At 63.4% G+C, this 20,711-nt stretch carries 22 protein-coding genes; 10 read left to right on the top strand and 12 right to left on the bottom strand.

Going from position 1 to position 20,711, the window contains the following annotated elements:
* Positions 1-234 precede the first annotated feature (234 nt).
* The 6 genes from kdpC to kdpF all read right to left on the bottom strand — a co-directional run bounded on the left by kdpC (position 235) and on the right by kdpF (position 6,567).
* Positions 235-813: a potassium-transporting ATPase subunit KdpC gene (gene kdpC, locus EKH80_RS21840; protein ID WP_126686918.1), complete on the bottom strand. Its 579-nt coding sequence runs from the start codon at positions 811-813 to the stop codon at positions 235-237.
* 10 nt (positions 814-823) lie between these two features.
* Positions 824-2,305, bottom strand: a complete 1,482-nt coding sequence (locus tag EKH80_RS21835) for an outer membrane beta-barrel protein (protein WP_126686917.1) — start codon at positions 2,303-2,305, stop codon at positions 824-826.
* A 63-nt stretch (positions 2,306-2,368) separates the two neighbouring features.
* The gene (locus EKH80_RS21830; RefSeq protein WP_126686916.1) at positions 2,369-2,566 is read right to left on the bottom strand and encodes a hypothetical protein; all 198 of its coding nucleotides are present in this window, start codon (positions 2,564-2,566) and stop codon (positions 2,369-2,371) included.
* 17 nt (positions 2,567-2,583) lie between these two features.
* The gene (kdpB, locus tag EKH80_RS21825) at positions 2,584-4,656 is read right to left on the bottom strand and encodes a potassium-transporting ATPase subunit KdpB (RefSeq protein ID WP_126686915.1); all 2,073 of its coding nucleotides are present in this window, start codon (positions 4,654-4,656) and stop codon (positions 2,584-2,586) included.
* 19 nt (positions 4,657-4,675) lie between these two features.
* Positions 4,676-6,478: a potassium-transporting ATPase subunit KdpA gene (gene kdpA / locus EKH80_RS21820; RefSeq protein WP_126686914.1), complete on the bottom strand. Its 1,803-nt coding sequence runs from the start codon at positions 6,476-6,478 to the stop codon at positions 4,676-4,678.
* Positions 6,475-6,567, bottom strand: a complete 93-nt coding sequence (gene kdpF / locus EKH80_RS21815) for a K(+)-transporting ATPase subunit F (RefSeq protein WP_115479695.1) — start codon at positions 6,565-6,567, stop codon at positions 6,475-6,477. Before kdpF ends, kdpA begins: the two co-directional genes overlap by 4 nt.
* 405 nt (positions 6,568-6,972) lie before the next feature.
* Here kdpF and EKH80_RS21810 point away from each other — a divergent pair, with 405 nt between their 5' ends.
* Positions 6,973-8,070 carry a hypothetical protein gene (locus EKH80_RS21810; protein WP_126686913.1) on the top strand — a complete coding sequence of 366 codons (1,098 nt, stop codon included), beginning with the start codon at positions 6,973-6,975 and terminating at the stop codon, positions 8,068-8,070.
* Positions 8,071-8,103: 33 nt separating this feature from the next.
* Here EKH80_RS21810 and EKH80_RS21805 read toward each other — a convergent pair whose 3' ends face one another.
* The 5 genes from EKH80_RS21805 to EKH80_RS21785 form a co-directional block, all read right to left on the bottom strand.
* A complete protein-coding gene (locus EKH80_RS21805; protein WP_126686912.1) occupies positions 8,104-8,670 on the bottom strand; it encodes an FUSC family protein in 567 nt (188 codons plus the stop codon).
* A 13-nt stretch (positions 8,671-8,683) separates the two neighbouring features.
* Positions 8,684-10,888 carry a DNA helicase II gene (uvrD, locus tag EKH80_RS21800; protein ID WP_126686911.1) on the bottom strand — a complete coding sequence of 735 codons (2,205 nt, stop codon included), beginning with the start codon at positions 10,886-10,888 and terminating at the stop codon, positions 8,684-8,686.
* A 133-nt stretch (positions 10,889-11,021) separates the two neighbouring features.
* Complete coding sequence (locus EKH80_RS21795) at positions 11,022-12,281, bottom strand: heme biosynthesis HemY N-terminal domain-containing protein (protein WP_126686910.1); 1,260 nt, start codon at positions 12,279-12,281, stop codon at positions 11,022-11,024.
* Positions 12,278-13,396: a uroporphyrinogen-III C-methyltransferase gene (locus EKH80_RS21790; protein ID WP_126686909.1), complete on the bottom strand. Its 1,119-nt coding sequence runs from the start codon at positions 13,394-13,396 to the stop codon at positions 12,278-12,280. The genes EKH80_RS21795 and EKH80_RS21790 overlap by 4 nt, the downstream gene beginning before the upstream one ends.
* 143 nt (positions 13,397-13,539) lie before the next feature.
* The gene (locus EKH80_RS21785) at positions 13,540-14,316 is read right to left on the bottom strand and encodes a uroporphyrinogen-III synthase (RefSeq protein ID WP_126686908.1); all 777 of its coding nucleotides are present in this window, start codon (positions 14,314-14,316) and stop codon (positions 13,540-13,542) included.
* Positions 14,317-14,368: 52 nt separating this feature from the next.
* Here EKH80_RS21785 and EKH80_RS21780 point away from each other — a divergent pair, with 52 nt between their 5' ends.
* From EKH80_RS21780 to EKH80_RS21770, 3 genes are all read left to right on the top strand, one after another.
* The gene (locus tag EKH80_RS21780; protein WP_126686907.1) at positions 14,369-14,851 is read left to right on the top strand and encodes a YiiD C-terminal domain-containing protein; all 483 of its coding nucleotides are present in this window, start codon (positions 14,369-14,371) and stop codon (positions 14,849-14,851) included.
* A gap of 23 nt (positions 14,852-14,874) precedes the next feature.
* On the top strand, positions 14,875-15,285 hold the full coding sequence (locus tag EKH80_RS21775; protein ID WP_126686906.1) for a hypothetical protein: 411 nt from the start codon (positions 14,875-14,877) through the stop codon (positions 15,283-15,285).
* A gap of 76 nt (positions 15,286-15,361) precedes the next feature.
* Positions 15,362-15,805 (top strand): rhodanese-like domain-containing protein, encoded by a 444-nt coding sequence (locus tag EKH80_RS21770; protein ID WP_126686905.1) that lies wholly within the window; start codon positions 15,362-15,364, stop codon positions 15,803-15,805.
* A gap of 87 nt (positions 15,806-15,892) precedes the next feature.
* Here EKH80_RS21770 and EKH80_RS21765 read toward each other — a convergent pair whose 3' ends face one another.
* A complete protein-coding gene (locus EKH80_RS21765; RefSeq protein WP_126686904.1) occupies positions 15,893-16,960 on the bottom strand; it encodes a 2Fe-2S iron-sulfur cluster-binding protein in 1,068 nt (355 codons plus the stop codon).
* Positions 16,961-17,018: 58 nt separating this feature from the next.
* Here EKH80_RS21765 and EKH80_RS21760 point away from each other — a divergent pair, with 58 nt between their 5' ends.
* The 6 genes from EKH80_RS21760 to EKH80_RS21735 all read left to right on the top strand — a co-directional run bounded on the left by EKH80_RS21760 (position 17,019) and on the right by EKH80_RS21735 (position 20,705).
* On the top strand, positions 17,019-17,459 hold the full coding sequence (locus EKH80_RS21760; protein WP_126686903.1) for a hotdog fold thioesterase: 441 nt from the start codon (positions 17,019-17,021) through the stop codon (positions 17,457-17,459).
* A gap of 2 nt (positions 17,460-17,461) precedes the next feature.
* A complete protein-coding gene (locus EKH80_RS21755) occupies positions 17,462-18,409 on the top strand; it encodes a serine/threonine protein kinase (protein WP_126686921.1) in 948 nt (315 codons plus the stop codon).
* 23 nt (positions 18,410-18,432) lie between these two features.
* Positions 18,433-18,870 (top strand): hypothetical protein, encoded by a 438-nt coding sequence (locus tag EKH80_RS21750; RefSeq protein WP_126686902.1) that lies wholly within the window; start codon positions 18,433-18,435, stop codon positions 18,868-18,870.
* A 59-nt stretch (positions 18,871-18,929) separates the two neighbouring features.
* Positions 18,930-19,121 carry a type II toxin-antitoxin system RelE/ParE family toxin gene (locus EKH80_RS21745; protein WP_425481171.1) on the top strand — a complete coding sequence of 64 codons (192 nt, stop codon included), beginning with the start codon at positions 18,930-18,932 and terminating at the stop codon, positions 19,119-19,121.
* A gap of 86 nt (positions 19,122-19,207) precedes the next feature.
* Positions 19,208-19,501, top strand: a complete 294-nt coding sequence (locus EKH80_RS21740) for a HigA family addiction module antitoxin (RefSeq protein WP_126686901.1) — start codon at positions 19,208-19,210, stop codon at positions 19,499-19,501.
* Between the two features lie 31 nt (positions 19,502-19,532).
* Positions 19,533-20,705, top strand: a complete 1,173-nt coding sequence (locus tag EKH80_RS21735) for a class I SAM-dependent rRNA methyltransferase (RefSeq protein ID WP_126686900.1) — start codon at positions 19,533-19,535, stop codon at positions 20,703-20,705.
* The last annotated feature ends 6 nt before the right edge of the window (positions 20,706-20,711 follow it).

The following is a 20,711-nucleotide window of genomic DNA, read 5'->3' as shown; positions in this document are numbered from 1 at the left end:
GATGCTCGCAGACCTGGCTGCCGGCTTACTCCGATCCCGCCCCTTGCCGGAGCGGGATCTTCGAAACCCTACTGAGACTCGACGCTAATCAAGTGCATTGCAGGGGAGGGCTGGGGTGGGGTTGCACGAGCTTGCGGCAATGTTTGAACTCACGGCGAGGTTGCTTCACCCCACCCCAACCCTCCACTACTACACGTAGGGGAGGGAGCAGAATATTGGCGAGAATGAAGCTTGCTATTTGTTTTGCACTCCATCCAACGCCAGATTCAACTGCAATACATTCACCCGTGGCTCGCCCAGCAAGCCGAGCTGCCGCCCTTGCGTGTACTTCGCCACCAACTGCTGAACCAGGGCGATGTCCAGATGCCGTACGCGCGCTACACGCGCCACCTGATACTGCGCCGCTGCCGGGCTGATTTCCGGATCCAGCCCGCTGCCCGACGCCGTCACCAGATCCGCCGGCACCGGCGCGGCATTGCCCGGATCGGCCTTGCGCAAGGAGTCGATGCGTTGCTGCACGGCATCGCGCAATGCGGTGTTGGCCGGGCCCAGGTTGGAGCCGTTCGACCCCGTGCCGTTGTACGGCTGCGGCGTGGTGGCCGAAGGACGACCCCAGAAATACCTGGGGTCGTCGAAGGTCTGGCCGATCAGCTCCGAACCGATCGGCTTGCCGTTCCTTTCGATCAGGCTGCCGTTGGCCTGGTGCGGGAACAGTACTTGCGCTACGCCGGTGGCCACCAGCGGGTAGGCGATGCCGGTGATGAGGGTCATCACCAGCAACATCGATGCGGCATTGCGAATCAACCGGCCCATGGCGGTTACCTCAGTAGTGAATGATCGCGTCGAGCAGGGCAACGACCTGGTAGTCCTTCTTGCCCGCGTTGTACGCGTTGGTGTCGTATGAGCGCTCGTAGCGGATTTCCGGCTGGATTTCCAAATCCTGCGACACCCAGTGGGTAAGGCCGAGCGTATGGCTGCTGTAACGCGTGGCGAAGCCGGTGCGCTGGCCCTTTTCGTCGTTGTAGAACTCGTTGCGGAACGACAGCATGTTGTTCGTGTTCACTTCGAGGTTCAGGTAGTTGACGATACCGAACGCGCCAGCCGTGCCAGGCAGCGACGACGAACCTGCTACGCCGGGCGTGCCGTACGGACCGAAGCCCGGAACATTGCGACCGTACATGCGGTAGGCCTCGGTCTGCATGTGGAGGTGCTGATTGAAACGGTGACCCCAGGTGGCCACGTACATCTGCACGTTGTTGTAGTTGTAGTCCGACTTGTTCCAGTTGTTGATACAGGGGTAGAGCATGTCGTTGTTGTCGGCCGACACCCAACGCACGCAGGTCTGCAGCGAGGGGCGCGCCGAGTGATTCCAGGGCGCCGTGTCATTGCTGGCATTCACGCCGATCTGGAATGTCCACTGCTGGTTGAGTCGCGTGGTGGTCATGATGCCGGTCTGCGTGTACGGATCGACCGTGTACAGGATCGAGTGCGACATCAGGTAGTTTTGCGGCGAGAACTGCGCTTCGATATCCGGCAGCGAAAGCCAGCGGCCCACGCGCACGATCATGCCCTCGGCCACCCAAGGAATGTAGATGTCACCGTAGAACAGCATCGGATCGTCACCGTAGATCTTGCCGTTGGATGGCTGACTGGGGGCGGGGTGATTCAACAGCTGGTTGCTGAATACGCCCTTGGTCACCGTGTAGTGATAGTCGTAGCCGTAGAGATTGGAGATATTGAAGCCCCAATCGACGTGGTCGGTCTGCACGGTGTCTTCGACGCGGGTGATGTTGGTGACGAACTGGTCCAATTCCCCGCGGTTCGGACGCGTGTTGTACGAAAGCGGGAAGTTGCTGAAACTGGAGCTGCTGGCGTTCAGTGCCGGCGTCAGCCAGCCGTAGATCTCGATGCGGTTGCGCTGCATCCACTGGCCGAACTTGGTGCAGCCCAGCGCCTTTTCCAGCGGATAAGTGCTATTGGTATCCGGTACGCCGATCGGGGCAGGTACGCCGCCCATTTGCCATTCGGAACCGGGGAACGGCGGGGAATCGAACGGCGCATCCATGGCACGGCGCTTGGGTGCGGCCGCATTCGGATCGGCTGGCTGCGCATCTTCGCGGTAGGCGGCGGCGAAACGCGAGAGGAAACCCTTGCTGCAATCACCGCTTTCGGCAACAACCGGCGACGCCGGCAGGCTGGTGCTTGCAGGCATGCTGCTGACGTTGGTGGACTGCGCCATCGCCTGCGAAAAAACCGGTGCCGCGGCCAGCAGGATCGCTGCGGCTAGAGCCTTCTTGTAATACATACCTTCCTCTCGAAGAGTCGTTACTGGGCGGCATCGCCCAGCAAGCGACGCCGATATGGGATTTCAGATGCCGGCGTAACCGCCGAGCACGTATTCGTCTTGCGCTGACAGGGGTGTGTCCGGCGTCCGTGTGACACTCCCCTTCGCACGTACCGGCAGTTCAATCACCACATCACAGTCGGCTTCCTCCGAACAAACGTGGACCTGCATGTTCGGGTGGGTGGCATCCGGCAAGCAAAGGGAGAGTTTTACGGTTTGCATAGTTCGCTTTTGCCTCCTCAGGCGAGACCAAACAGGACGAGCAGCATGTCGATCAGCTTGATGCCGATGAACGGCACGATGATGCCGCCCACGCCATAGACCAGCAGATTTCGGCGCAACAGGTGTCCCGCGCCCAGCGGACGGTACTTTACGCCCTTCAGCGCCAGGGGAATCAGGAAGATGATGATGAGCGCGTTGAAGATCACCGCCGACAGGATCGCGCTCTGGGGCGTAGACAGCTTCATCACGTTCAGCGCGTTGAGCGCCGGGTAAGTGGTGGCGAACGCGGCCGGGATGATCGCGAAGTACTTGGCCACGTCGTTGGCGATCGAGAACGTGGTCAGCGAGCCGCGCGTGATCAGCATCTGCTTGCCGATCTCCACTACCTCGATCAGCTTGGTCGGGTTGGAATCCAGGTCCACCATGTTGCCGGCTTCCTTCGCCGCCTGCGTGCCGGTGTTCATCGCCACCGCCACGTCGGCCTGCGCCAGCGCGGGGGCGTCATTGGTGCCGTCGCCGCACATCGCCACCAGCCGGCTTTCGGCCTGCATCTGGCGGATGAGCTTCAACTTGGCTTCCGGTGTCGCTTCGGCCAGGAAGTCGTCCACGCCTGCTTCGGCGGCGATGGCCGCGGCGGTAAGCGGGTTGTCGCCGGTCACCATCACCGTCTTGATGCCCATGCGGCGCAGCTCGGCGAAGCGTTCCTTGATGCCGCCCTTCACGATGTCCTTCAGTTCGATTACGCCCAGCGCGCGGTCGCCTTCGGTGACGATCAGCGGGGTGGCGCCACGCCGGGCGATGTCTTCAGCCATGCGCTTCACCGCGGGCGGCAAGTGGCTCCCCTGGCCATCGAGGTAACGTTCCACCGCATCCAGCGCACCTTTGCGAACGCGACGTTCGCCCATATCCACGCCGCTCATGCGCGTTTGGGCGGTGAACGGTACGAATTCCGCATGCAGGGTGGACAGTTCACGTTCGCGCAGGCCGAAGCGTTCCTTCGCCAACACCACCACGCTGCGGCCTTCCGGCGTTTCATCGGCGAGCGAAGCCAGTTGCGCCGTGTCGGCCAGCGTGCGCTCCTCGATGCCCGGGGCGGGATGGAACGCCACCGCCTGGCGATTGCCGAGCGTAATGGTGCCGGTCTTGTCCAGCAGTAGCACGTCCACGTCGCCGGCGGCTTCCACCGCGCGGCCGGAGGTAGCGATCACGTTGGCGCGGATCATGCGGTCCATGCCGGCGATACCGATCGCCGACAGCAGCGCGCCGATGGTGGTAGGAATCAGGCACACCAGCAGCGCAACGAGCACGGTCAGCGTAATCGGGTTGCCCTTGCCGGCAACCTGCACGCTATAGATGGAGTAAGGCAGCAGCGTGGCGCAAGCCAGCAGGAAGATCAGGGTGAACTTGGCCAGCAGGATGGTCAGCGCGATCTCGTTCGGCGTCTTGCGGCGCGAGGCGCCTTCCACCATGGCGATCATGCGGTCGAGGAAGCTCTCGCCCGGATTCTGCGTGATCTTGATCACCAGCCAGTCCGACAGTACGCGGGTACCGCCGGTGACGGCGCTACGATCGCCGCCGCCTTCACGGATCACCGGTGCGGATTCGCCCGTGATGGCGCTTTCGTCCACGCTGGCTGCTCCGATCAATACCTCACCGTCGCCGGGAATCTGCTCGTTCGCTTCCACCAGCACATAGTGCCCGGCGCGCAGTTCGCTCGACGGCGTGAATACGATGGCAGCGTCACGCTTGGGCTCCGCCAGCTTCTTGGCGATCACGTCCTTGCGCGTGCTGCGTAACGCCTCAGCCTGGGCCTTGCCGCGGCCTTCGGCCAGCGCCTCGGCGAAATTGGCGAACAGCAGCGTAAACCACAGCCAGATCGCCACCCAGAATATGAAGGCGGTCGGCGCCTCGCCATGGCCGGCCATGGCCTGGACCCACAGCAGCGTGGTGAGAACGCTGCACACGAACACTACGAACATCACCGGGTTGCGGAACTGCAAGCGCGGCGAGAGTTTGCGGAACGCGTCCGCAACGGCCTTCCAGATCAATGCACGATCGAACGTGCGGACGGCATGAGTATGCGAAGTCATGGAATCGATAGCCTTACGATCAGTGGGCCGACATTAGGAATTCGGCGATCGGGCCGAGCGCCAGCGCGGGCAGGAAGGTGAGTGCACCGACCACGATCACAACGCTGGCGAGCAAGGTAACGAACAGCGGCGTGTGTGTGGGCAGCGTGCCGGCCGAAGCGGGAACATGCTTCTTGGCCGCCAGCGAGCCGGCCAGCGCGAGCATCGCGATCGCCAACGTGTAGCGCGCCCAGAACATGCACACGCTCAGCATCACGTTCCAGAACGGAATGTTCGCAGAGAGGCCGCCGAATGCGCTGCCATTGTTGTTGGTCGCGGACGTCACCGTGTAGAGCATTTCGCTGAAGCTGTGCGCACCAGGGTTGCCTACCGTGGCAACGGCAGCCGGCGTCATCACCGCGATGGCCGTGCAGATCACCACCAGCGCGCAGGGAATCAGCACGGCGAGGCTCGCCATCTTCATCTCGTACGCTTCGATCTTCTTGCCGATGTACTCGGGCGTGCGGCCCACCATCAGGCCGGCGATGAACACGGCGACCACGGCGAAGGCGAGCATGCCGTACAGGCCCGAACCCACACCGCCGAAGATCACTTCACCCAGCTGCATCAGCCACATCGGCACCAGGCCGCCGAGTGGGGTGAGCGAATCGTGCATGTTGTTCACCGCACCGCAGGAGGCGGCGGTGGTAATGGCTGTGAACAGGCTGCTGGCGACGACACCGAAGCGTGTTTCCTTGCCTTCCATGTTGCCGCCCGACTGCAGTGCAGAGGCGTGCTGATCAATGGAAAGGGCATGCAGGACCGGATTGCCGCCTTGTTCGGCCGCTGTCACGCCGATCGCCAGCGGTATGAAAATCACCAGCATGGTGGCCAGGATCGCCCAGCCCTGCCGCTTGTCACCGACCATTTCGCCGAAGGTGACGCACAGGCCCCCGGGAATTAGGAAGATCGCCAGCATTTCCAGGAAATTGGAGAACGGCGTCGGATTCTCATACGGATGCGCGGAGTTCGCACCGAAGAAGCCACCGCCGTTGGTGCCCAGCATCTTGATCGCGATCTGCGAGGCGGCCGGGCCCATCGGTAAGGTTTCCGTAGTGAGCTGCGCGGGCTTGGTCACGGCGTTGCCGGAAGCATCCTTCACAGGGTTACCGGCCGCATCGGTCACCGGCTGGGCGTACGCGCTGGTTTGCACCACCGGCACGTCCACATACCCCTTGAAGTTCTGGATCACGCCTTGCGACACCAACAGCAACGCCAGCAGGAAGGAAATCGGGAGCAGCACATACAGCGTGGTGCGTGTCAGGTCCACCCAGAAATTACCGATGCCCTGCACCGTTTTACGGGCGAAACCGCGAATGACGGCGATGGCGACACAAATGCCGGTCGCCGCAGACATGAAGTTCTGCACCGCCAGCGCCGCCATCTGCGTGAGATAACTCATCGCCGATTCGCCGGAATACGCCTGCCAGTTGGTATTGGTGATGAAGCTGATCGCGGTGTTGATCGACAGGTCCGGGCTCAGCGCCGGGAAGTGCTGGGGGTTCAGCGGCAGATACCCTTGCAGGCGCTGAAAGGCGTATACCAGCACCATGCCGCCCACGTTGAACAGCAGCATGGCAATCGCATAGCGCTTCCAGCCCATGTCCTCATGGGCTTCGACACCTGAAACGCGGTAAAGCAGGCGCTCGAAGCCGGCGCCGACGCGGGTGAGCCGGTTGGGTTCGTCGGCAAATACGTGCGCCATGTAGCTGCCCATCGGCTTGACGAGCAACAGCAGCACGACAAGATAGATGCCGATCTGCAGGAAATCGTTGGCAGTCATTCGAACCACTCCGGCTTCAGCAAGGCCACGCACAGGTAAACCGTCAAAGCCACCGCGATGGCGGCAGCCAGTCCGTAGAAGAAGTTCATGGGAATCGCTCCGTTATGAAGTCTTGGCCGCGCCGCGCGCGGTCAGCTGCGTGGCCCCAGGCGGTCACAGAGCATCAAAAAGCCAAGCGTGGCCGCAGCCAGCACGAAGCCGAAGAGTAGGTAGACAAAGTCCATGGGTGTCGCTCTATGCCTTTCAGCTGCGCACTTTAGGCATCCGCGCATAAGAAGCGGGTAGCGAAAACGGCGTGCCGCATAAAGAACGCGTAAATTTTCACATCACGGCAACGGCAGGCAGCAAGGCCAAGCTCAGCGGCGGCAGGTGGGTCACGACGCATCGTTTTCATTACCTGGCCCACCTTCAGGCAGGCGATCAGGTCACGTTTCAAGCCATTTGATGTAGCTAGTCTTTCGCGCGGTTAACGACAACCGACCACGGAGCAGACGATGGAAGTCAGGTATTCAAGGCCAGTAAGTCTCATTGCTCGATTGTTACCCCTATGCGTCATAGGCTATAGCGGCATAGCCGCCGCGGTAGTCGCCCAGCCGCCGCCAGGATGGCCGACCGCGGCCAATACCGGCTACCTGGCCGCGCCGGGTTATCCGGGAAGCTACACGGACTATTCCGAAACGCCAATAAACGGGCAGGAGTGTTCCGGTCCGATTCAAAGCGGCAAGACCTACCATTACTGCCATTTCCCGAATGGATTGGTGATAGGCACGCCGGGGGTTCCCGGTACGCCCACCGACGTTACGTTCATCGGCTGCTTGTTCGAGGCGACTTTCAATGGGGCCGGCGACGGTAGCCAGGCTGTCGTGCAATACGCCAATGGCGATCGCATTCGGTTCTCTTACTCGACTTTCAGGCCGTCCGGAATCAAGAGCTTGCCGGTGGCCTACCTACAGGGCGTGGAATACGGCATCAACCAGGCCGAAGCGCCGGACAGTGGCTATGCTGCTGGCGCCTTTTCGGTCGACCATTCGGATTTCTGGGGCCTGGCGGCAGCGGCGCAGATCGGCCTTTCCAGTCAGACGCAGCCGGTAACGATCAGTGATTCGTACATCCACGACGCGCGCCTGGACGGTGGCGATCTCGATCACACCGATGGCATTTTGTCCAACGACGGCGACAGCGTGAGCTACCTCACCATCAACCACAACACCATCGTTTCGGAGGCCAACAACGAGGGGATCGCGCTGCAGTACGCCACCCAAGGCTACGATCACGTGGCCGTGACCAACAACTATCTTTCCGGTTGGCACAACACCGTGGATTTTGGCGGCCTTGGCGATGGCAACACCAACGACACGTTTACCGGAAACGTGTTCGGAACCGATCTAATGCCAAGCAACAGCGCCCTGTACATTGCCTATGACGGCGACGGGTACTGGCGAAGCAGCCTCAACAATATTTGGCGCAACAACACGTTCTATGTAGTGCCGGGAAGCGGCTATACGCCGGCTTCGGACAACGGCAGGTACTGGGTGCCGCAGTGGACGGACCAGGGTTGGCCAAGCCTGTCGGATACCGATTGGAACCAGTAGCGGGCGATCGTAGGCTGGGATGGCAATCCCAGCCTACGAGTTTTCGCCCGGCCAGAGTTTCTCCAATTGATGTGCGATTCCGGTCACCAGCAGTGCACTGCCAATACCGATAGTGACTTCGCCCAGGCGCGTCAGTGCGATCGTCCAGAACGGACCGGTATGCGGCACCAGCATCACGATGGTTACGGTGGTCGCGCTGAGCCTGCCGGCGTTGCCGATGTTGAAGCACCAGCACAGCACGACGGAGATGGCCATGGTGATGGCATAGACGAGGTAATTGTCCTGCACCAGGTAGGAAGCGATCATCGCAATGGCCGCGCCGGTTGCCGCGCCGAGCACCTGGTCGCGCGAGGATTTGCGTGTGTCCAAATAGTTCTGCTGGGTGACTGCGATGGCCGTCAGTGCACCCCAGAAGGCCTGCTGGGTGTGCAGCAGCAGGCCCAGGCCGTAACCGAGGCTGGCGGCCGCCAACGACTGCACCGCCAAGGAAAGGCCGTTGAGCAGGCGATGGCTCCAGGGCAGTTGTCGATAGACTTCCTGCAGTTGCTGCTGAAAGAGGCCAAGTTCGCGGCGCAACTCGCGGATGGGTCGCTGATTCATCACTGGGGCATCCTTACAGCGGTGTGAGCTTGGCGTAAGCCGCCACCAGCCATTTGCTGCCGGCTCCTTCGAAATTTACCTGCAGGCGCGTATGGGCACCGCTGCCCTCCGCACTCACCACCACACCTTCGCCGAAGCTCGGATGGCTCACACGCTGGCCCAGCCTGACCGGCAGATCTTCCTGCAGCGACGGCGGCGGTTCGGCGAAACGGCCGGCATACAGGGGGCGGCTCACCTGCACGCGCGGGCGAACTTCATCGAGCAGCGACGGTGGGATTTCGGCGAGGAAGCGCGAAGGCCGCGACAGCATCTCGGTACCATGCATGCGGCGTGACTCGGCGTGCGTGATGATCAGGCGCTGGCGCGCACGTGTGATGCCGACATAGGCGAGACGACGCTCTTCTTCCAGGCGCCCTTCATCCTCGACCGAGCGCTGGCTGGGAAACAGGCCTTCTTCCACGCCGACCAGGAACACCAGCGGAAACTCCAGGCCCTTGGCCGAATGCAGCGTCATCAGCTGCACGCAATTGTCCCAGGACTCGCCCTGGCCTTCGCCGGCTTCCAGCGCGGCATGCGAGAGAAAGGCGGACAACTCGCTCAAGTTGGCCTCAATGTCGTCCGGCGTGAGCTCGAAACGGCTGGCGACGTTGACCAGCTCGTCCAGATTCTCCACGCGCGACTCGGCATTGCCGCGGCTGTCCTTTTCGTAGAAGTCGCGCAGGCCGGATTGGACGATGGCGTGGTCGATCTGTTCGGCAAGCGACAATGCGTTGCCAGTTTCCGTTGTCAGGGAGGACGCAAAAGTGCGGGCCATCTCGTCGATCATGGCCAAAAAGCTTTTCACCGCGTTCTTCGCGCGCCCTGCCAGTTCCGTACCGGTGCTCAATTCACCCAGCGCCGCTTCCCACATCGACAGGCGTTCGCTGCGCGCGCGCCGGCGCAGCACGTCCAGCGTGCGATCGCCGATGCCGCGCGGCGGCGTGTTTACCGTGCGCTCGAACGCCGCGTCGTCGTGACGGTTGGCAGTGAGGCGCAGATAGGAAAGCGCGTCCTTGATTTCCGCACGCTCGAAAAAGCGCAGGCCGCCGTAGACGCGGTACGGAACATCGTGCTGGATCAGCTGTTCTTCGAAATTGCGCGATTGCGCGTTGGAGCGGTAGAGGATCGCGCAGTCCTTCGCATCGCCATGCTCGGCGATGTACTCGCGGATGCGCTCGATCACGAAGCGCGCCTCGTCCTGTTCGTTGTAGGCAGCGTATACCGAGATGCGCTCACCTTCCTCGCCGGCCGTCCACAATTGCTTGCCGAGCCGATTGCCGTTGCGTTCGATGACGCTGTTGGCGGCCTTCAGGATGGTGGAGGTGGAGCGATAGTTCTGTTCGAGCTTGATCGTACGCGCACCCGGGAAATCGCGCAGGAATTGCTGCACGTTTTCTACCTTGGCGCCGCGCCAGCCGTAGATGGCCTGGTCGTCGTCGCCCACCACGAACACCTGGCCGGAGGAACCGGCCAGCACGCGGATCCATGCGTACTGCAGGGCATTGGTGTCCTGGAATTCGTCGATCAGCAAATAGCGCCAGCGTTGCTGGTAATGCTCCAGCACGGCCGGTTGCTTCAGCCATAGCTCGTGCGCGCGCAATAGCAGCTCGGCGAAGTCCACCAGGCCGGCGCGGCGGCAGGCGTCTTCATAGGCCTGGTAGATCTGTACCAATGTGCGCGTGACCGGATGCTGGTGGTGCTCGATGTTTTCCGGCCGCTTGCCTTCGTCCTTCCAGCTGTTGATCTGCCAGGCGGCCTGGCGTGGCGGGAAGCGCGCTTCGTCCAGGCCGAGGCCGGCGACCACACGTTTGACCAGGCGTTGCTGGTCGTCCGCATCGAGGATCTGGAAGCTCTCCGGCAAACCGGCTTCGCGCCAATGACGGCGCAACAGGCGGTGCGCAATGCCGTGGAAGGTGCCGACGGTGAGGCCCTGCGTGCCGCCCGGAATCAGGTTGTCCAGGCGCGCGCGCATTTCCCCCGCGGCCTTGTTGGTGAAGGTGACGGCCAGGATCGCCCATGGCGGCACGCGCTCCACCTGGTTGAGCCAACCGATGCGGTTGGTGAGCACGCGGGTTTTCCCAGAACCGGCGCCGGCGAGGACCAGGTAGTGGCCGGGCGGTGCACAGACGGCTTCGCGCTGCGCATCGTTGAGCGAATCGATCAGGTGAGAGACATCCATGTGCAGGATTGTAGCGGGTGTGCCGAAATGCCACTGAGGCGTGCGTAGGCTGGGATGGCAATCCCAGCACCCGGATACCGCATGGAAGCTGGGATTATCATCCCAGCCTACCCGCTTGAAGGGGGACTTTCGATCACCCCTTCAGCCGCGGCACCCCATGCACATCGCGCTCTTCGATCGCGATCGGCCGCGTATCCAGCCTTCCGCCTACCATGCTGTCTTCAGGCAGCAGCTCCGGCTTTTCTCCACGCACCATCGCTATGGCATTGCGATAGCAACGCTGCGCAAGCGCCGCGTCGTCCATGCCCATATAGGTATCGCCGAGGCTTTCCCACGCACTTGCACTGGGCGAGAGGGCCAGTGAGCGCTCAAGATAGGGGCGCGCCTTGGCCCACAATGCCAGGCGCACCGACATCCGCCCCAAGGCCAGCAGCAGGCTGGCGTCATTGGGATGCGCATCGAGCCAGCCTTCGGCACGACGCAGGCGTGCGTCGAGATCGTCGCCTCCCAGCGCGCCATAAGTTTCCACCAGCTGCGACGACCATTCGCGACGCAAGGCGGATTCCACTTCGTCCATGGCTGGCAGCACGAGACCGTAGCTCGCCGCCTTGCGTGCATACGCGTCAACCACCGCCGGTGCGCGGCGCTGCGACTTGGGCAATTGCGACCACAGCGTATTCAGCACAGCGCCGTCGCCGGTGGCCTGGATGCTCGCCACCAGCACCCGAGTTTCCAGCGCAGCGTAGCCGCGGGCGCTCATCACGCCGCTTTTCTGCAAGGGTTCCAGCGCGCTGCGTGCGCGACGGGTATCGCCGACAGCCAGTGACGCCAGCGCCAGTTCCCGCCAGCCGCCAGGACTGAGGTTGCCGCTGTCGGCTTCCGGCGTGAGCAAGGCAAGCGCTTCGCCCGGCTTGCCATCGCGGCGCAAGACGCGCGCGCGCAGTACACGGGCTGCGCGTGGCGCGACTTGCGCGGCCTGATTCAATGCTTCCAGCGCACGGCCATGCTCACCCCGCCGCGACGCAGCTTCGGCGGCGGCGAGCAACGCAGGACCACGCAAGGTATTGAGGCGAGACGCGCGATGCAGTTCGCGCTCGGCATCGCCATGGCGGCCTTCCATCATGGCGACCAGGCCATCGGCCAGCCGTTGCTGGCTCATGCGGCGATGGCGGCGCGAGAACGCTCCGAACGGCCAGCGCGCGGCGCGCCAAAGCAGGCCGAACAAAGCCCATGCCAGCAATAGGATCACCACCGCCGCCAGCAGGCTGGTCTGCACGGTGTAACCACGCAAACGCAGCAGCACGTAGCCGGGGTCCTGCGCCACCCAATGCCAGCCGAACGCGGCCAGCGCGGCAACGATCACCAACGCCAGGATCCAGCGCCACAACTTCATGGTTTGGCCCCGTTGGATGGCGCAACTGCGTTTTCGGAGTTCGGCTTGAGCGCGTGCACGGCGCGCAGGTTGCGCAGTTCGGCCAGCGCCGCACCCAGCCTCACCGGCGCGGCCGGCTTGAGCTGGGCAAGCAACGCGGCGATGCGCTGACGCGTCTGCTGTACGGCGGACGATTGCGCATCGAACTGCACGGCAAGCCCTGCATCGGCGCGCTTCAATGCCGCGCTGCCGGCTTCGTCGTCCCACGCCAGCAGCGCGGCCTGGGTCTGTGCGAGGTCCAGTGCCACCAGCTCGCGTGCAATGCGTGCATCGGCGATATCAACCGGCGCGCCGTTGTCGCGTTTGATCTGGATGACACCGTAGAGCGCATGTTTGATCCGTGCCCACACGCTGCTGCCTTCCGGCGCCACCGGTTCGTCCAGCGGCTTCAAGGGCAGATTGGGAAGCTCGGTGCGCAGCTGCGCCACGCTATCGAGCGCCTGCTGCGGATCGGCCGGTTGGCTTTTCACCAGCGCTTCGTGCTCGGCATCGATGTTCTGCTGTACGCCCTTGAAAGCGTTGTCGTTCACGCCGGCCAGGGTCTGGCCGGCCAAGGCGAAAGCCTGCGCAGCGCCTCGTGCATCATGGAACAGGCTGTAGCGTTCGGCGCCCATGCGCAACAAGGATTCGGCTTCGTCCAGGCGCATGGCGTCCTGCCCGGACAAGGTCTTTTCGGAGAGCTTGCCGACGGCTTCTTCCAGATCGCGCATGCGCTGGTCTTGCGACAGCAGTTCTTCGCGCAAGGAGCGGTTGACCTGCTCGGCATCGTTCAAGCGCTGCAACAGCAGGTTGCCCTGGTTGGCCGTGCCCGAGAGCTGGTGCTCCATGCTGTTGACCCGCTCTTCCAGCGTAGCCGTAGTGCGCAACGCCTGGGCGTTGATATGCAGCAATTGCCACTGTCGCCAGGCCACGTAGCTCACGCCGACGATGGCGATCAGGGCCAGCAACAGAGCCAGAGCGACGGCACCGCCACTAGGACGGGCCGGTGGCGCGGGCCGGCTGCGGCGCGCGGCATCGGCAGAAGTGCCCATGCCGGGCGTGGTGCGTACGTCGGGAGTGAGATCTTCCTGGCTCATGCGCGCATGCTAACAGCACAGGGAAGTTCTGAATCACCCTGCATAGGCATCACCGCGCCTGCATGTTCGCGGGGTAGGCTGGGATGGCAATCCCAGCTCTCCGGCGGCTTGCCGATGCTGGGATTGCCATCCCAGCCTACACGCTACGGGCGTGAGTGGATTTCGCACGCGGCGGCGAGCAGGTCCGCCTGGTTGGCCGACGCGGCCCGATGAATACGCTGGAATCCGGCCCGTTGCGCCGCCTCCTCGATCCGCTCGCTGCTGACGATGGCGATGGCCTGGCACAGGTGCTCCCAGGCTGCGGCCGGCAGCTGGCCCTTGAGGTTTTGCAGGGCCTCGGTGCTGGAGAACAACACACAAGCCGTGGCCGGCAGCTGCAGCACGGCCTCCTGGTGGCGTCGGTTCAACCTGGAAGCGGCGCGGCGGTACACGTGCACTTCGCGCAGCTTCGCTCCTCGTTGCACGAGCTGCTGTTGCATCAGGCCGCGTCCGCCCGGCGCCGTGATCAAGGCAACCCGCTTGCCATGCGGCTGCTGAAACGGCGGCAGCGATAGCACGCCTTCACTATCCTGGCGGGAAGCCGGCACCTGAGCATCGATGCCGTGCCGATGGAGGGCGCGCGCTGTGCCCTGGCCCACAGCGATGACCGTTCCATGTTCTCTGTTCAACGGGGCAAGCAGCAGCGCGTAACGTACGGCTGCGGGGCTGCTGAAGACCAGCACCTCGTCATGCTGGGCTTCGCACCATTGCGCCCGCGCATGCTGCGGATCGGCAACGCCGCGCAGGGAAAGGCCAGGCAACAGCAGTGGCGTGCCGCCCAGCGCGCGAACCTTTTTGGCCAGCGACGTACCGGTGCCGGCGGGGCGGGTGATGACCACGGTGTAACCCGCGAGCTTGCTGAAGGGAAGAGGAAGCGGCATGGGGCGGAGTGTAGCCTCTACACTTGGCGCCCCTCCCTGCATTGCAAGCCTGATGAATCCGTCCGATCCGCGTACTGCTGCCCTGGCCCTGGTGGATTTCATCCGCGAAAGCATTCCCCTCGCCCGCAGCATGGACCTCGAACTGGGCAGCTACGACGGCAAACGGCTGGTGCTGAACTGTCCGCTGGCGCCGAACGTGAACGACAAAGGCTGCGCCTTCGGCGGCAGCCTGGCCAGCCTGATGACGCTGGCCGGCTGGGGCGTGGTGGAACTGGCCCTGCGCCAGCATGGCGAGGATTGTGACGTGTACGTAGGCGAGTCCACCGTGCGCTACCTCGATCCGCTGTGGGGTGACTTCCAGGCCGAGGCGCAGTGTGCCGAAGGAGCGAGCTGGGAAACCTTCTTCGCCACGCTTGCCGCCCGCAAGCGGGCACGCATCACCGTGGTTTGCCAGGTGCCCGGCGAAGCGGGTAAACCGGCCGCCACGCTTGAGGCACAGTTCGTGGCGAAGCGTCGCACGGCTGCGGCAGAATGAGCTGTCTTAACGAGGGAATGCCCATGCGTCGTATCGTCGGTCCGATCCTGCTGTCGACCGTGTTGTTGCTGTCAGGCTGCGCCACCGACCGGCGTAGCGACTCGCTCGCCCACACCATGATTGCGTACGCGAACACAGTGCGCTGGGATGGCTTCGAGATGGCCGAGGCGTTCGTCGACCCCAAGGTGCGCGAAGCCCACCCCATCACCGAACTCGATCGCGCGCACTTCAAGCAGGTGCAGGTGAACGATTACGACGACGGTAACGGCCCCGTCCCAGCGGGCGAGAATGAAGTGCGCCAGACGGTCAGCATCGGCTTGACCAACCTGCACACCCAGGCCGTGCGCACCATCGTCGACCATCAGGTATGGCGCTACGACCCGGACAAGAACAAGTGGTGGCTGGAGACCGGGATACCCAATCTCAATCAGTAGCCGAAGGGGAACGAGGTTCGCGCCGATTAGCCTATAATCCGCCGTTTACCTCAAGCCCCTTGCACCCGGTGGACCCATGAACGACTTCCTGCACAAACTGCCCCAGTTCGTGAGCAACCATCTGGCGCTGTCCCTGCTGTTGGTGGGGCTGGTGATCGCCCTGCTCGTCACCCAGGTCATGGTCTTGCTGCGCAAGTACAAGGAGCTGACCCCGGCCGGCCTCACCCAGCTGATCAACCGCGACAATCCGCTGCTGATCGATCTGTCGGCCATCGCCGATTTCGAAAAGATGCACGTCCCAGGCGCCAGGCACGTAGCCCTGAGCCAGTTCGACCCGGAGCACAAGGACCTGGTCAAGGCGCGCGAGCTGCCGGTGGTGGTGATGGACAAGGACGGCCGCCAGTCGGACAGCGCCGCGCAGCGGCTGATCAAGGCCGGTTTTACCCGCGTGTATACGCTCGGTGGCGGCGTGCTCGCCTGGCAACAGGCACAGTTGCCAGTGGCGAAGGGCAAGAACTGACGCGTAATGGGCAGGCTGGGATGTCAATCCCGGCATCGCGAAACCGGATGCATGGCAAAGCTGGGATTGCCATCCCAGCCTACAGGCTTACCCTTCCACAGCTATACCGGCCCGCCCCGCAAGAATCTGCGCAAGCACGTCCGGCGCGTATTCGAACGAATCGAAATACAGGCGATCCTCGGGCAGGCCGGCATCCACGAACAGCTTGCGTCCGGCATCCACCATCGCCGGCGGTCCGCTCATGTAGACATCGTGGCCGGACAGGTCCGGGTGGTCTTCCAGCACGGCCTCATGCACCAGGCCCGTGCGTAAACCCGTCAGACGCGCTTGTTCCGGATCGGACAGTACGGCATGGAAGCGCAAAGCATGCGCCATGGCCGCCCATTGCTCGGCATGCGCTCGCAGATAGAGATCCGCGGCGCTGCGCGCCCCCCAATACAGATCGATCGAACGGCGCGTATCCAGCGCCAGGAAATGCTCGAGGATCGCTTTCACCGGCGCAAAACCGGTGCCGCCGGCCATGAAGATCATCGGCCGTTCCGAGTCCTCGCGAGGCACGAACGTACCCAGCGGCCCTTCGATGCGCAGCCGGTCGCCCTCCTGCAGCGCCTCGCTCACCCAGGAGGTGAATCCGCCACCGGCCACATGGCGCACATGCAATTCGATCGTACCGTCCGCCTGCGGTCCATTGGCGATGGAAAACGGACGGCGGCGCCCTTCGTCCAGCAGCACGTCCAGATATTGCCCCGGCAGCCAGTTCAGGCGCATATCGCCTGCTGCGGGCTGCAAATGCAGGCCGATCACATCGGGGGCGAGCAGCCATTTGCGGCTTACCTGCACCTCCAACTGGCGGCGCACGATATCTTCCACCGACGTCACTTCACGCGCCTGCACCAGCAGGTCGTCGAGCGGTACGGCCTGGCACAGCAACACCGCGTGCCGCACGCGATCACGCGCGTCCAGCGCGGCCGGCGGATTGCGCGGATAGTGGCAGTGGCCCTCGATCAGCGTGGCCTTGCAGCTGCCGCACACGCCGGCTCGGCAGGAATACGGCAAGGCGATGCCGGCGCGCTGCGCGGCTTCCAGCACGGTTTCGCCCGGCTGCACGTCGAAACGGCGCCCGTTGGTGAGGGTTACGGTAAACACAAGGCGCATTGTCGCCGCTGGGGTGGTCGGCGGACAATGCGGGCTTCTCACCGGAACTCAACACGCCATGGCCATCTGGAAACAGGACACCAGCCTCGAACGCCTGAACGGCTGGAGCCGCAGCACCCTGATGGAGGTACTGGGTATCCGCCTGACCGCCATCGGCGATGATTGGCTGCAGGGCACCCTGCCGGTCGATCAGCGCACGCACCAGCCTTATGGTCTGCTGCATGGCGGCGCCTCGGTCGCGCTGGCCGAAACGCTCGGCAGCACCGCAGCCATGCTCACGCTCGATCCGGAAAAAGAACGCGCGGTCGGTCTGGACATCAATGCCAACCACATACGCGGCGTTACCAGCGGCACGGTAACGGGCACCGCGCGCCCGCTGCACCTCGGTCGCTCCACCCAGGTGTGGGAAATCCGCATCGAGGACGAAAACAGCAAGCTGGTGTGCATATCGCGCCTGACCATGGCGGTGGTGCCGGCGACGGCGGTGGGCTCGCGCTGAGCATGCCCAGCGAAACACCTTACGCCCGCCTCACGCCGGACCTGGTACTCGACGCGATCACCGCTTGCGGCCTGTGGCCGGATGGCCGTCTGCTGGCGTTGAACAGCTACGAAAACCGCGTCTGGCAGGTCGGCCTGGAAGAGGCGCGGCCGGTAATCGCCAAGTTCTATCGCCCCGGACGCTGGAGCGACGCGGCGATTCTGGAAGAGCATGCGTTTGCGCTGGAACTGGCCGCGGCCGAATTGCCGGTCGTGGCTCCGATGGTGTTCGCGGAGCGTACCCTGCTGCATCACGATGGTTTTCGCTACGCCTTGTCGCCGCGCCATGGCGGACGTGCGCCGTCGCTGGAATCGGCCGATCAGCTGGAATGGCTCGGGCGGCTGATTGCGCGCATGCACAGCGTGGGCGCGCGAGCTGCATTCGCCCATCGCGGCAACGTCGATCGCGATACCTTGATCGCACAGCCGGTGCGGTCGGTGCTGGCATCCTCGCTGTTTCCGTCCAGCTTGCACGATCGCTACCGCCATGTCGTCGGGCGTATCGATCGCCTGGTTGCCGCACGCCTCGAAGCGGTCGGGCCGGTACGCAGGCTGCGCCTGCATGGCGACTGCCATCCCGGCAATGTGCTGTGGACCGATGCAGGCCCGCATTTCGTCGACCTCGACGATGCGCGCATGGGTCCGGCGGTGCAGGACCTGTGGATGCTGGCCCATGACGAACGCGCGATGGAGGCGCTGCTGGAAGGTTATGCCTCGATGCGTGACTTCGATCACGCGGAATTGGCGCTGATCCCTGCGCTGCGCGCCATGCGGCAAGTGCATTATGCCGGCTGGATCGCTGCACGCTGGCACGATCCGGCTTTTCCCGCGGCGTTTCCGTTCGCCGCCGAACCACGCTGGTGGGAACAGCACATCATCGACCTGCACGAGCAGGCGGACGAACTCGAATAATTGTTTTTTCCTTGGGGTGTTGCATGCGTCAAATTCTGTTTCGCCTGATCGGTATCCTGGAAGTGGCCGGAGGTTTCTACGGCATGGCCACCGTGCTGCCGCGCCTGCTGGCATACGGTCCCTTGCATGCGGCCGTGATCCAGCTGATCGCTTTTGCGCTGTACGCCTTCACCCTGGTGGCGGGGGTGCTGCTGCTGGAAAACAGCGAGCGCGGCATTCGCTTTTCCAGCCTCTCGCAGCTGTTGCAGCTGCCGCTGATCGCCACGCCGATTTTCAGCTACGCCTTTTATTGCGGCGCATGCGTCAATGTGGCCGTGGTGCTGCATCTGCCGCCGCGTCCGGAATTGACCTGGCATTTCGGCAACCAGGGCCTGCTGCTGGCCGTGGGCGGCCCTTCCGCGCCGCATCTGGGCCTGAACCTGTTGGCGCTGTTGTCCTGGTTGATTCTCAAGTTGCGATGAGCCAGCCTCAGCCATGGTAACGTGTTGCGTAGTACGCAACACGTTACCATGGCGCCGCGATGATCAAATCATTCCGGCACAAAGGACTGCGCAGGCTGTTTGAGTCCGGCAATACGTCGGGAGTCCAGGCAAGTCACGCCAAGCGGCTTCGCATGCAATTGGCTGCGCCGGATACCGCGCAATCGATTGAAGATATGGATATTGCCAGTTACCGCCTGCATCCGCTCAAAGGTGCAATGCGCGGACGCTGATCAATTTGGGTCAGCGGCAATTGGCGGCTGACCTTCGAATTTCAAAATGGCAATGCCTACGTTCTGGATTACGAGGACTATCACTGATGGCCATGTACAATCCTCCGCATCCCGGCGAGTTCATCAACGAGGTCTATCTTGAACCCAATGGGATCAGTGGCCGCGAGCTGGCTGAAAAGCTCGACGTCGCGCCGTCGACATTGAGCCGCGTTTTGAAAGGTACCAGCCGGGTAACGCCTGAGATGGCGTTGCGCCTATCGAAGGCCATCGGCCGCTCCCCCGAAAGCTGGCTGGCCATGCAGGACGCCCATGATCTTTGGGTGGCCAGGAAACACGTAAATCTGCAACGCGTCAGCAGGCTCAAGTTAGCCGCCGCCTGAGCTCTTTCGCATAAACCGCTATCATTGGCGGATGAATGCTCCCGCCACGCTACCCGTTATCCGCCTGAAATCCGACCGCCTGCCCGGCCACCCCTGGGTATGGTCGGCGCAGGTGCACAAACCTGAATCGCGCCTCCCGCCGGGTAGCGTGGTGGATGTCGTCGATGCGAAGGATCGCTTCGTCGGGCGCGGCTTCTGGAACGGGCATGCGCGCATTGCCCTGCGCCTGCTCACCGGCGATGAGCACGAAGCGATCGATGCGCAGTGGATCGCTGCGCGCATCGACCGAGCCGTTCAATTGCGGCGGGAACTGCTGCAGCTCGACGGCGTGACTGACGCATGGCGCGTGGTGCACAGTGAAGGCGACGGGCTTTCCGGCCTGATCGTGGACCGTTACGACGATATCCTGGTGGTGGAGTATTTCGCCGCCGGCATGTGGAAATTCCGCGACGCCATCCACGCGGCTCTACTGCGCCAGTTTCCCGGCGCGCGGCTGTACTGGTTCGCGGAAAGCCACGTGCAAAAGCAGGAATCCTTCGACTGCCGCGCCGCGGAAGCACCGTCGCCGGTGGAAGTGCATGAACATGGCCTGCGCTTTCACGCCGCGCCGGGCTACGGCCACAAGACCGGGTTCTTTGCCGACCAGCGTGAGAATCGCCGCCGCTTTGCCGAGCTCGCGCGCGGCCGGCGCGTGCTGGACCTGTGCTGCAATGCCGGCGGCTTCGCCGTACATGCAATGGCCGCCGGCGCGCGCGAAGCAGTCGGTGTGGACATGGACGCGGGCATCCTGGATATCGCGCGCGCCAATGCGCAAGCGAACTCCCTGCCCATCCGCTTCGAGCAGGCCGACATCTTCGAGTGGCTGCGCCAGGCGGTGGCGCGTGGCGAGCGCTACGATGCGGTGATACTCGATCCGGCCAAGCTCACGCGTGATCGCAGCAAGGTGATCGATGCGCTGAAGAAATATTTCGCGATGAACCGCCTGGCCCTGGACGTGATTCCGCCTGGCGGCCTGCTGCTGACCTGCTCGTGCACGGGCCTGGTCAGCGAGGCGGATTTCCTGGAAATGCTGCGCCGCGTGGCGCTCAATGCCGGACGCGAGATCCAGATCCTGGAAGTGCGCGGAGCCGGCGCGGATCATCCCGTGCGCAGCGATGTACCGGAGAGCCGCTACCTCAAGGCAGTGTTCTGCCGGGTGGATTGAACGCTG

The organism is Dyella choica (assembly GCF_003977665.1).
Taxonomy (GTDB): Bacteria; Pseudomonadota; Gammaproteobacteria; order Xanthomonadales; family Rhodanobacteraceae; genus Dyella_B; species Dyella_B choica.
The sequence above is the reverse complement of the archived record's forward strand: the minus strand, read 5'-3'. Positions and strand labels throughout refer to the sequence as shown.

Coding starts and splice junctions, on each gene's coding strand:
- kdpC (WP_126686918.1), bottom strand. CDS start 813: ATGGGCCGGTTGATTCGCAATGCCGCATCGATGTTGCTGGTGATGACC.
- EKH80_RS21835 (WP_126686917.1), bottom strand. CDS start 2,305: ATGTATTACAAGAAGGCTCTAGCCGCAGCGATCCTGCTGGCCGCGGCA.
- EKH80_RS21830 (WP_126686916.1), bottom strand. CDS start 2,566: ATGCAAACCGTAAAACTCTCCCTTTGCTTGCCGGATGCCACCCACCCG.
- kdpB (WP_126686915.1), bottom strand. CDS start 4,656: ATGACTTCGCATACTCATGCCGTCCGCACGTTCGATCGTGCATTGATC.
- kdpA (WP_126686914.1), bottom strand. CDS start 6,478: ATGACTGCCAACGATTTCCTGCAGATCGGCATCTATCTTGTCGTGCTG.
- kdpF (WP_115479695.1), bottom strand. CDS start 6,567: ATGAACTTCTTCTACGGACTGGCTGCCGCCATCGCGGTGGCTTTGACG.
- EKH80_RS21810 (WP_126686913.1), top strand. CDS start 6,973: ATGGAAGTCAGGTATTCAAGGCCAGTAAGTCTCATTGCTCGATTGTTA.
- EKH80_RS21805 (WP_126686912.1), bottom strand. CDS start 8,670: ATGAATCAGCGACCCATCCGCGAGTTGCGCCGCGAACTTGGCCTCTTT.
- uvrD (WP_126686911.1), bottom strand. CDS start 10,888: ATGGATGTCTCTCACCTGATCGATTCGCTCAACGATGCGCAGCGCGAA.
- EKH80_RS21795 (WP_126686910.1), bottom strand. CDS start 12,281: ATGAAGTTGTGGCGCTGGATCCTGGCGTTGGTGATCGTTGCCGCGCTG.
- EKH80_RS21790 (WP_126686909.1), bottom strand. CDS start 13,396: ATGAGCCAGGAAGATCTCACTCCCGACGTACGCACCACGCCCGGCATG.
- EKH80_RS21785 (WP_126686908.1), bottom strand. CDS start 14,316: ATGCCGCTTCCTCTTCCCTTCAGCAAGCTCGCGGGTTACACCGTGGTC.
- EKH80_RS21780 (WP_126686907.1), top strand. CDS start 14,369: ATGAATCCGTCCGATCCGCGTACTGCTGCCCTGGCCCTGGTGGATTTC.
- EKH80_RS21775 (WP_126686906.1), top strand. CDS start 14,875: ATGCGTCGTATCGTCGGTCCGATCCTGCTGTCGACCGTGTTGTTGCTG.
- EKH80_RS21770 (WP_126686905.1), top strand. CDS start 15,362: ATGAACGACTTCCTGCACAAACTGCCCCAGTTCGTGAGCAACCATCTG.
- EKH80_RS21765 (WP_126686904.1), bottom strand. CDS start 16,960: ATGCGCCTTGTGTTTACCGTAACCCTCACCAACGGGCGCCGTTTCGAC.
- EKH80_RS21760 (WP_126686903.1), top strand. CDS start 17,019: ATGGCCATCTGGAAACAGGACACCAGCCTCGAACGCCTGAACGGCTGG.
- EKH80_RS21755 (WP_126686921.1), top strand. CDS start 17,462: ATGCCCAGCGAAACACCTTACGCCCGCCTCACGCCGGACCTGGTACTC.
- EKH80_RS21750 (WP_126686902.1), top strand. CDS start 18,433: ATGCGTCAAATTCTGTTTCGCCTGATCGGTATCCTGGAAGTGGCCGGA.
- EKH80_RS21745 (WP_425481171.1), top strand. CDS start 18,930: ATGATCAAATCATTCCGGCACAAAGGACTGCGCAGGCTGTTTGAGTCC.
- EKH80_RS21740 (WP_126686901.1), top strand. CDS start 19,208: ATGGCCATGTACAATCCTCCGCATCCCGGCGAGTTCATCAACGAGGTC.
- EKH80_RS21735 (WP_126686900.1), top strand. CDS start 19,533: ATGAATGCTCCCGCCACGCTACCCGTTATCCGCCTGAAATCCGACCGC.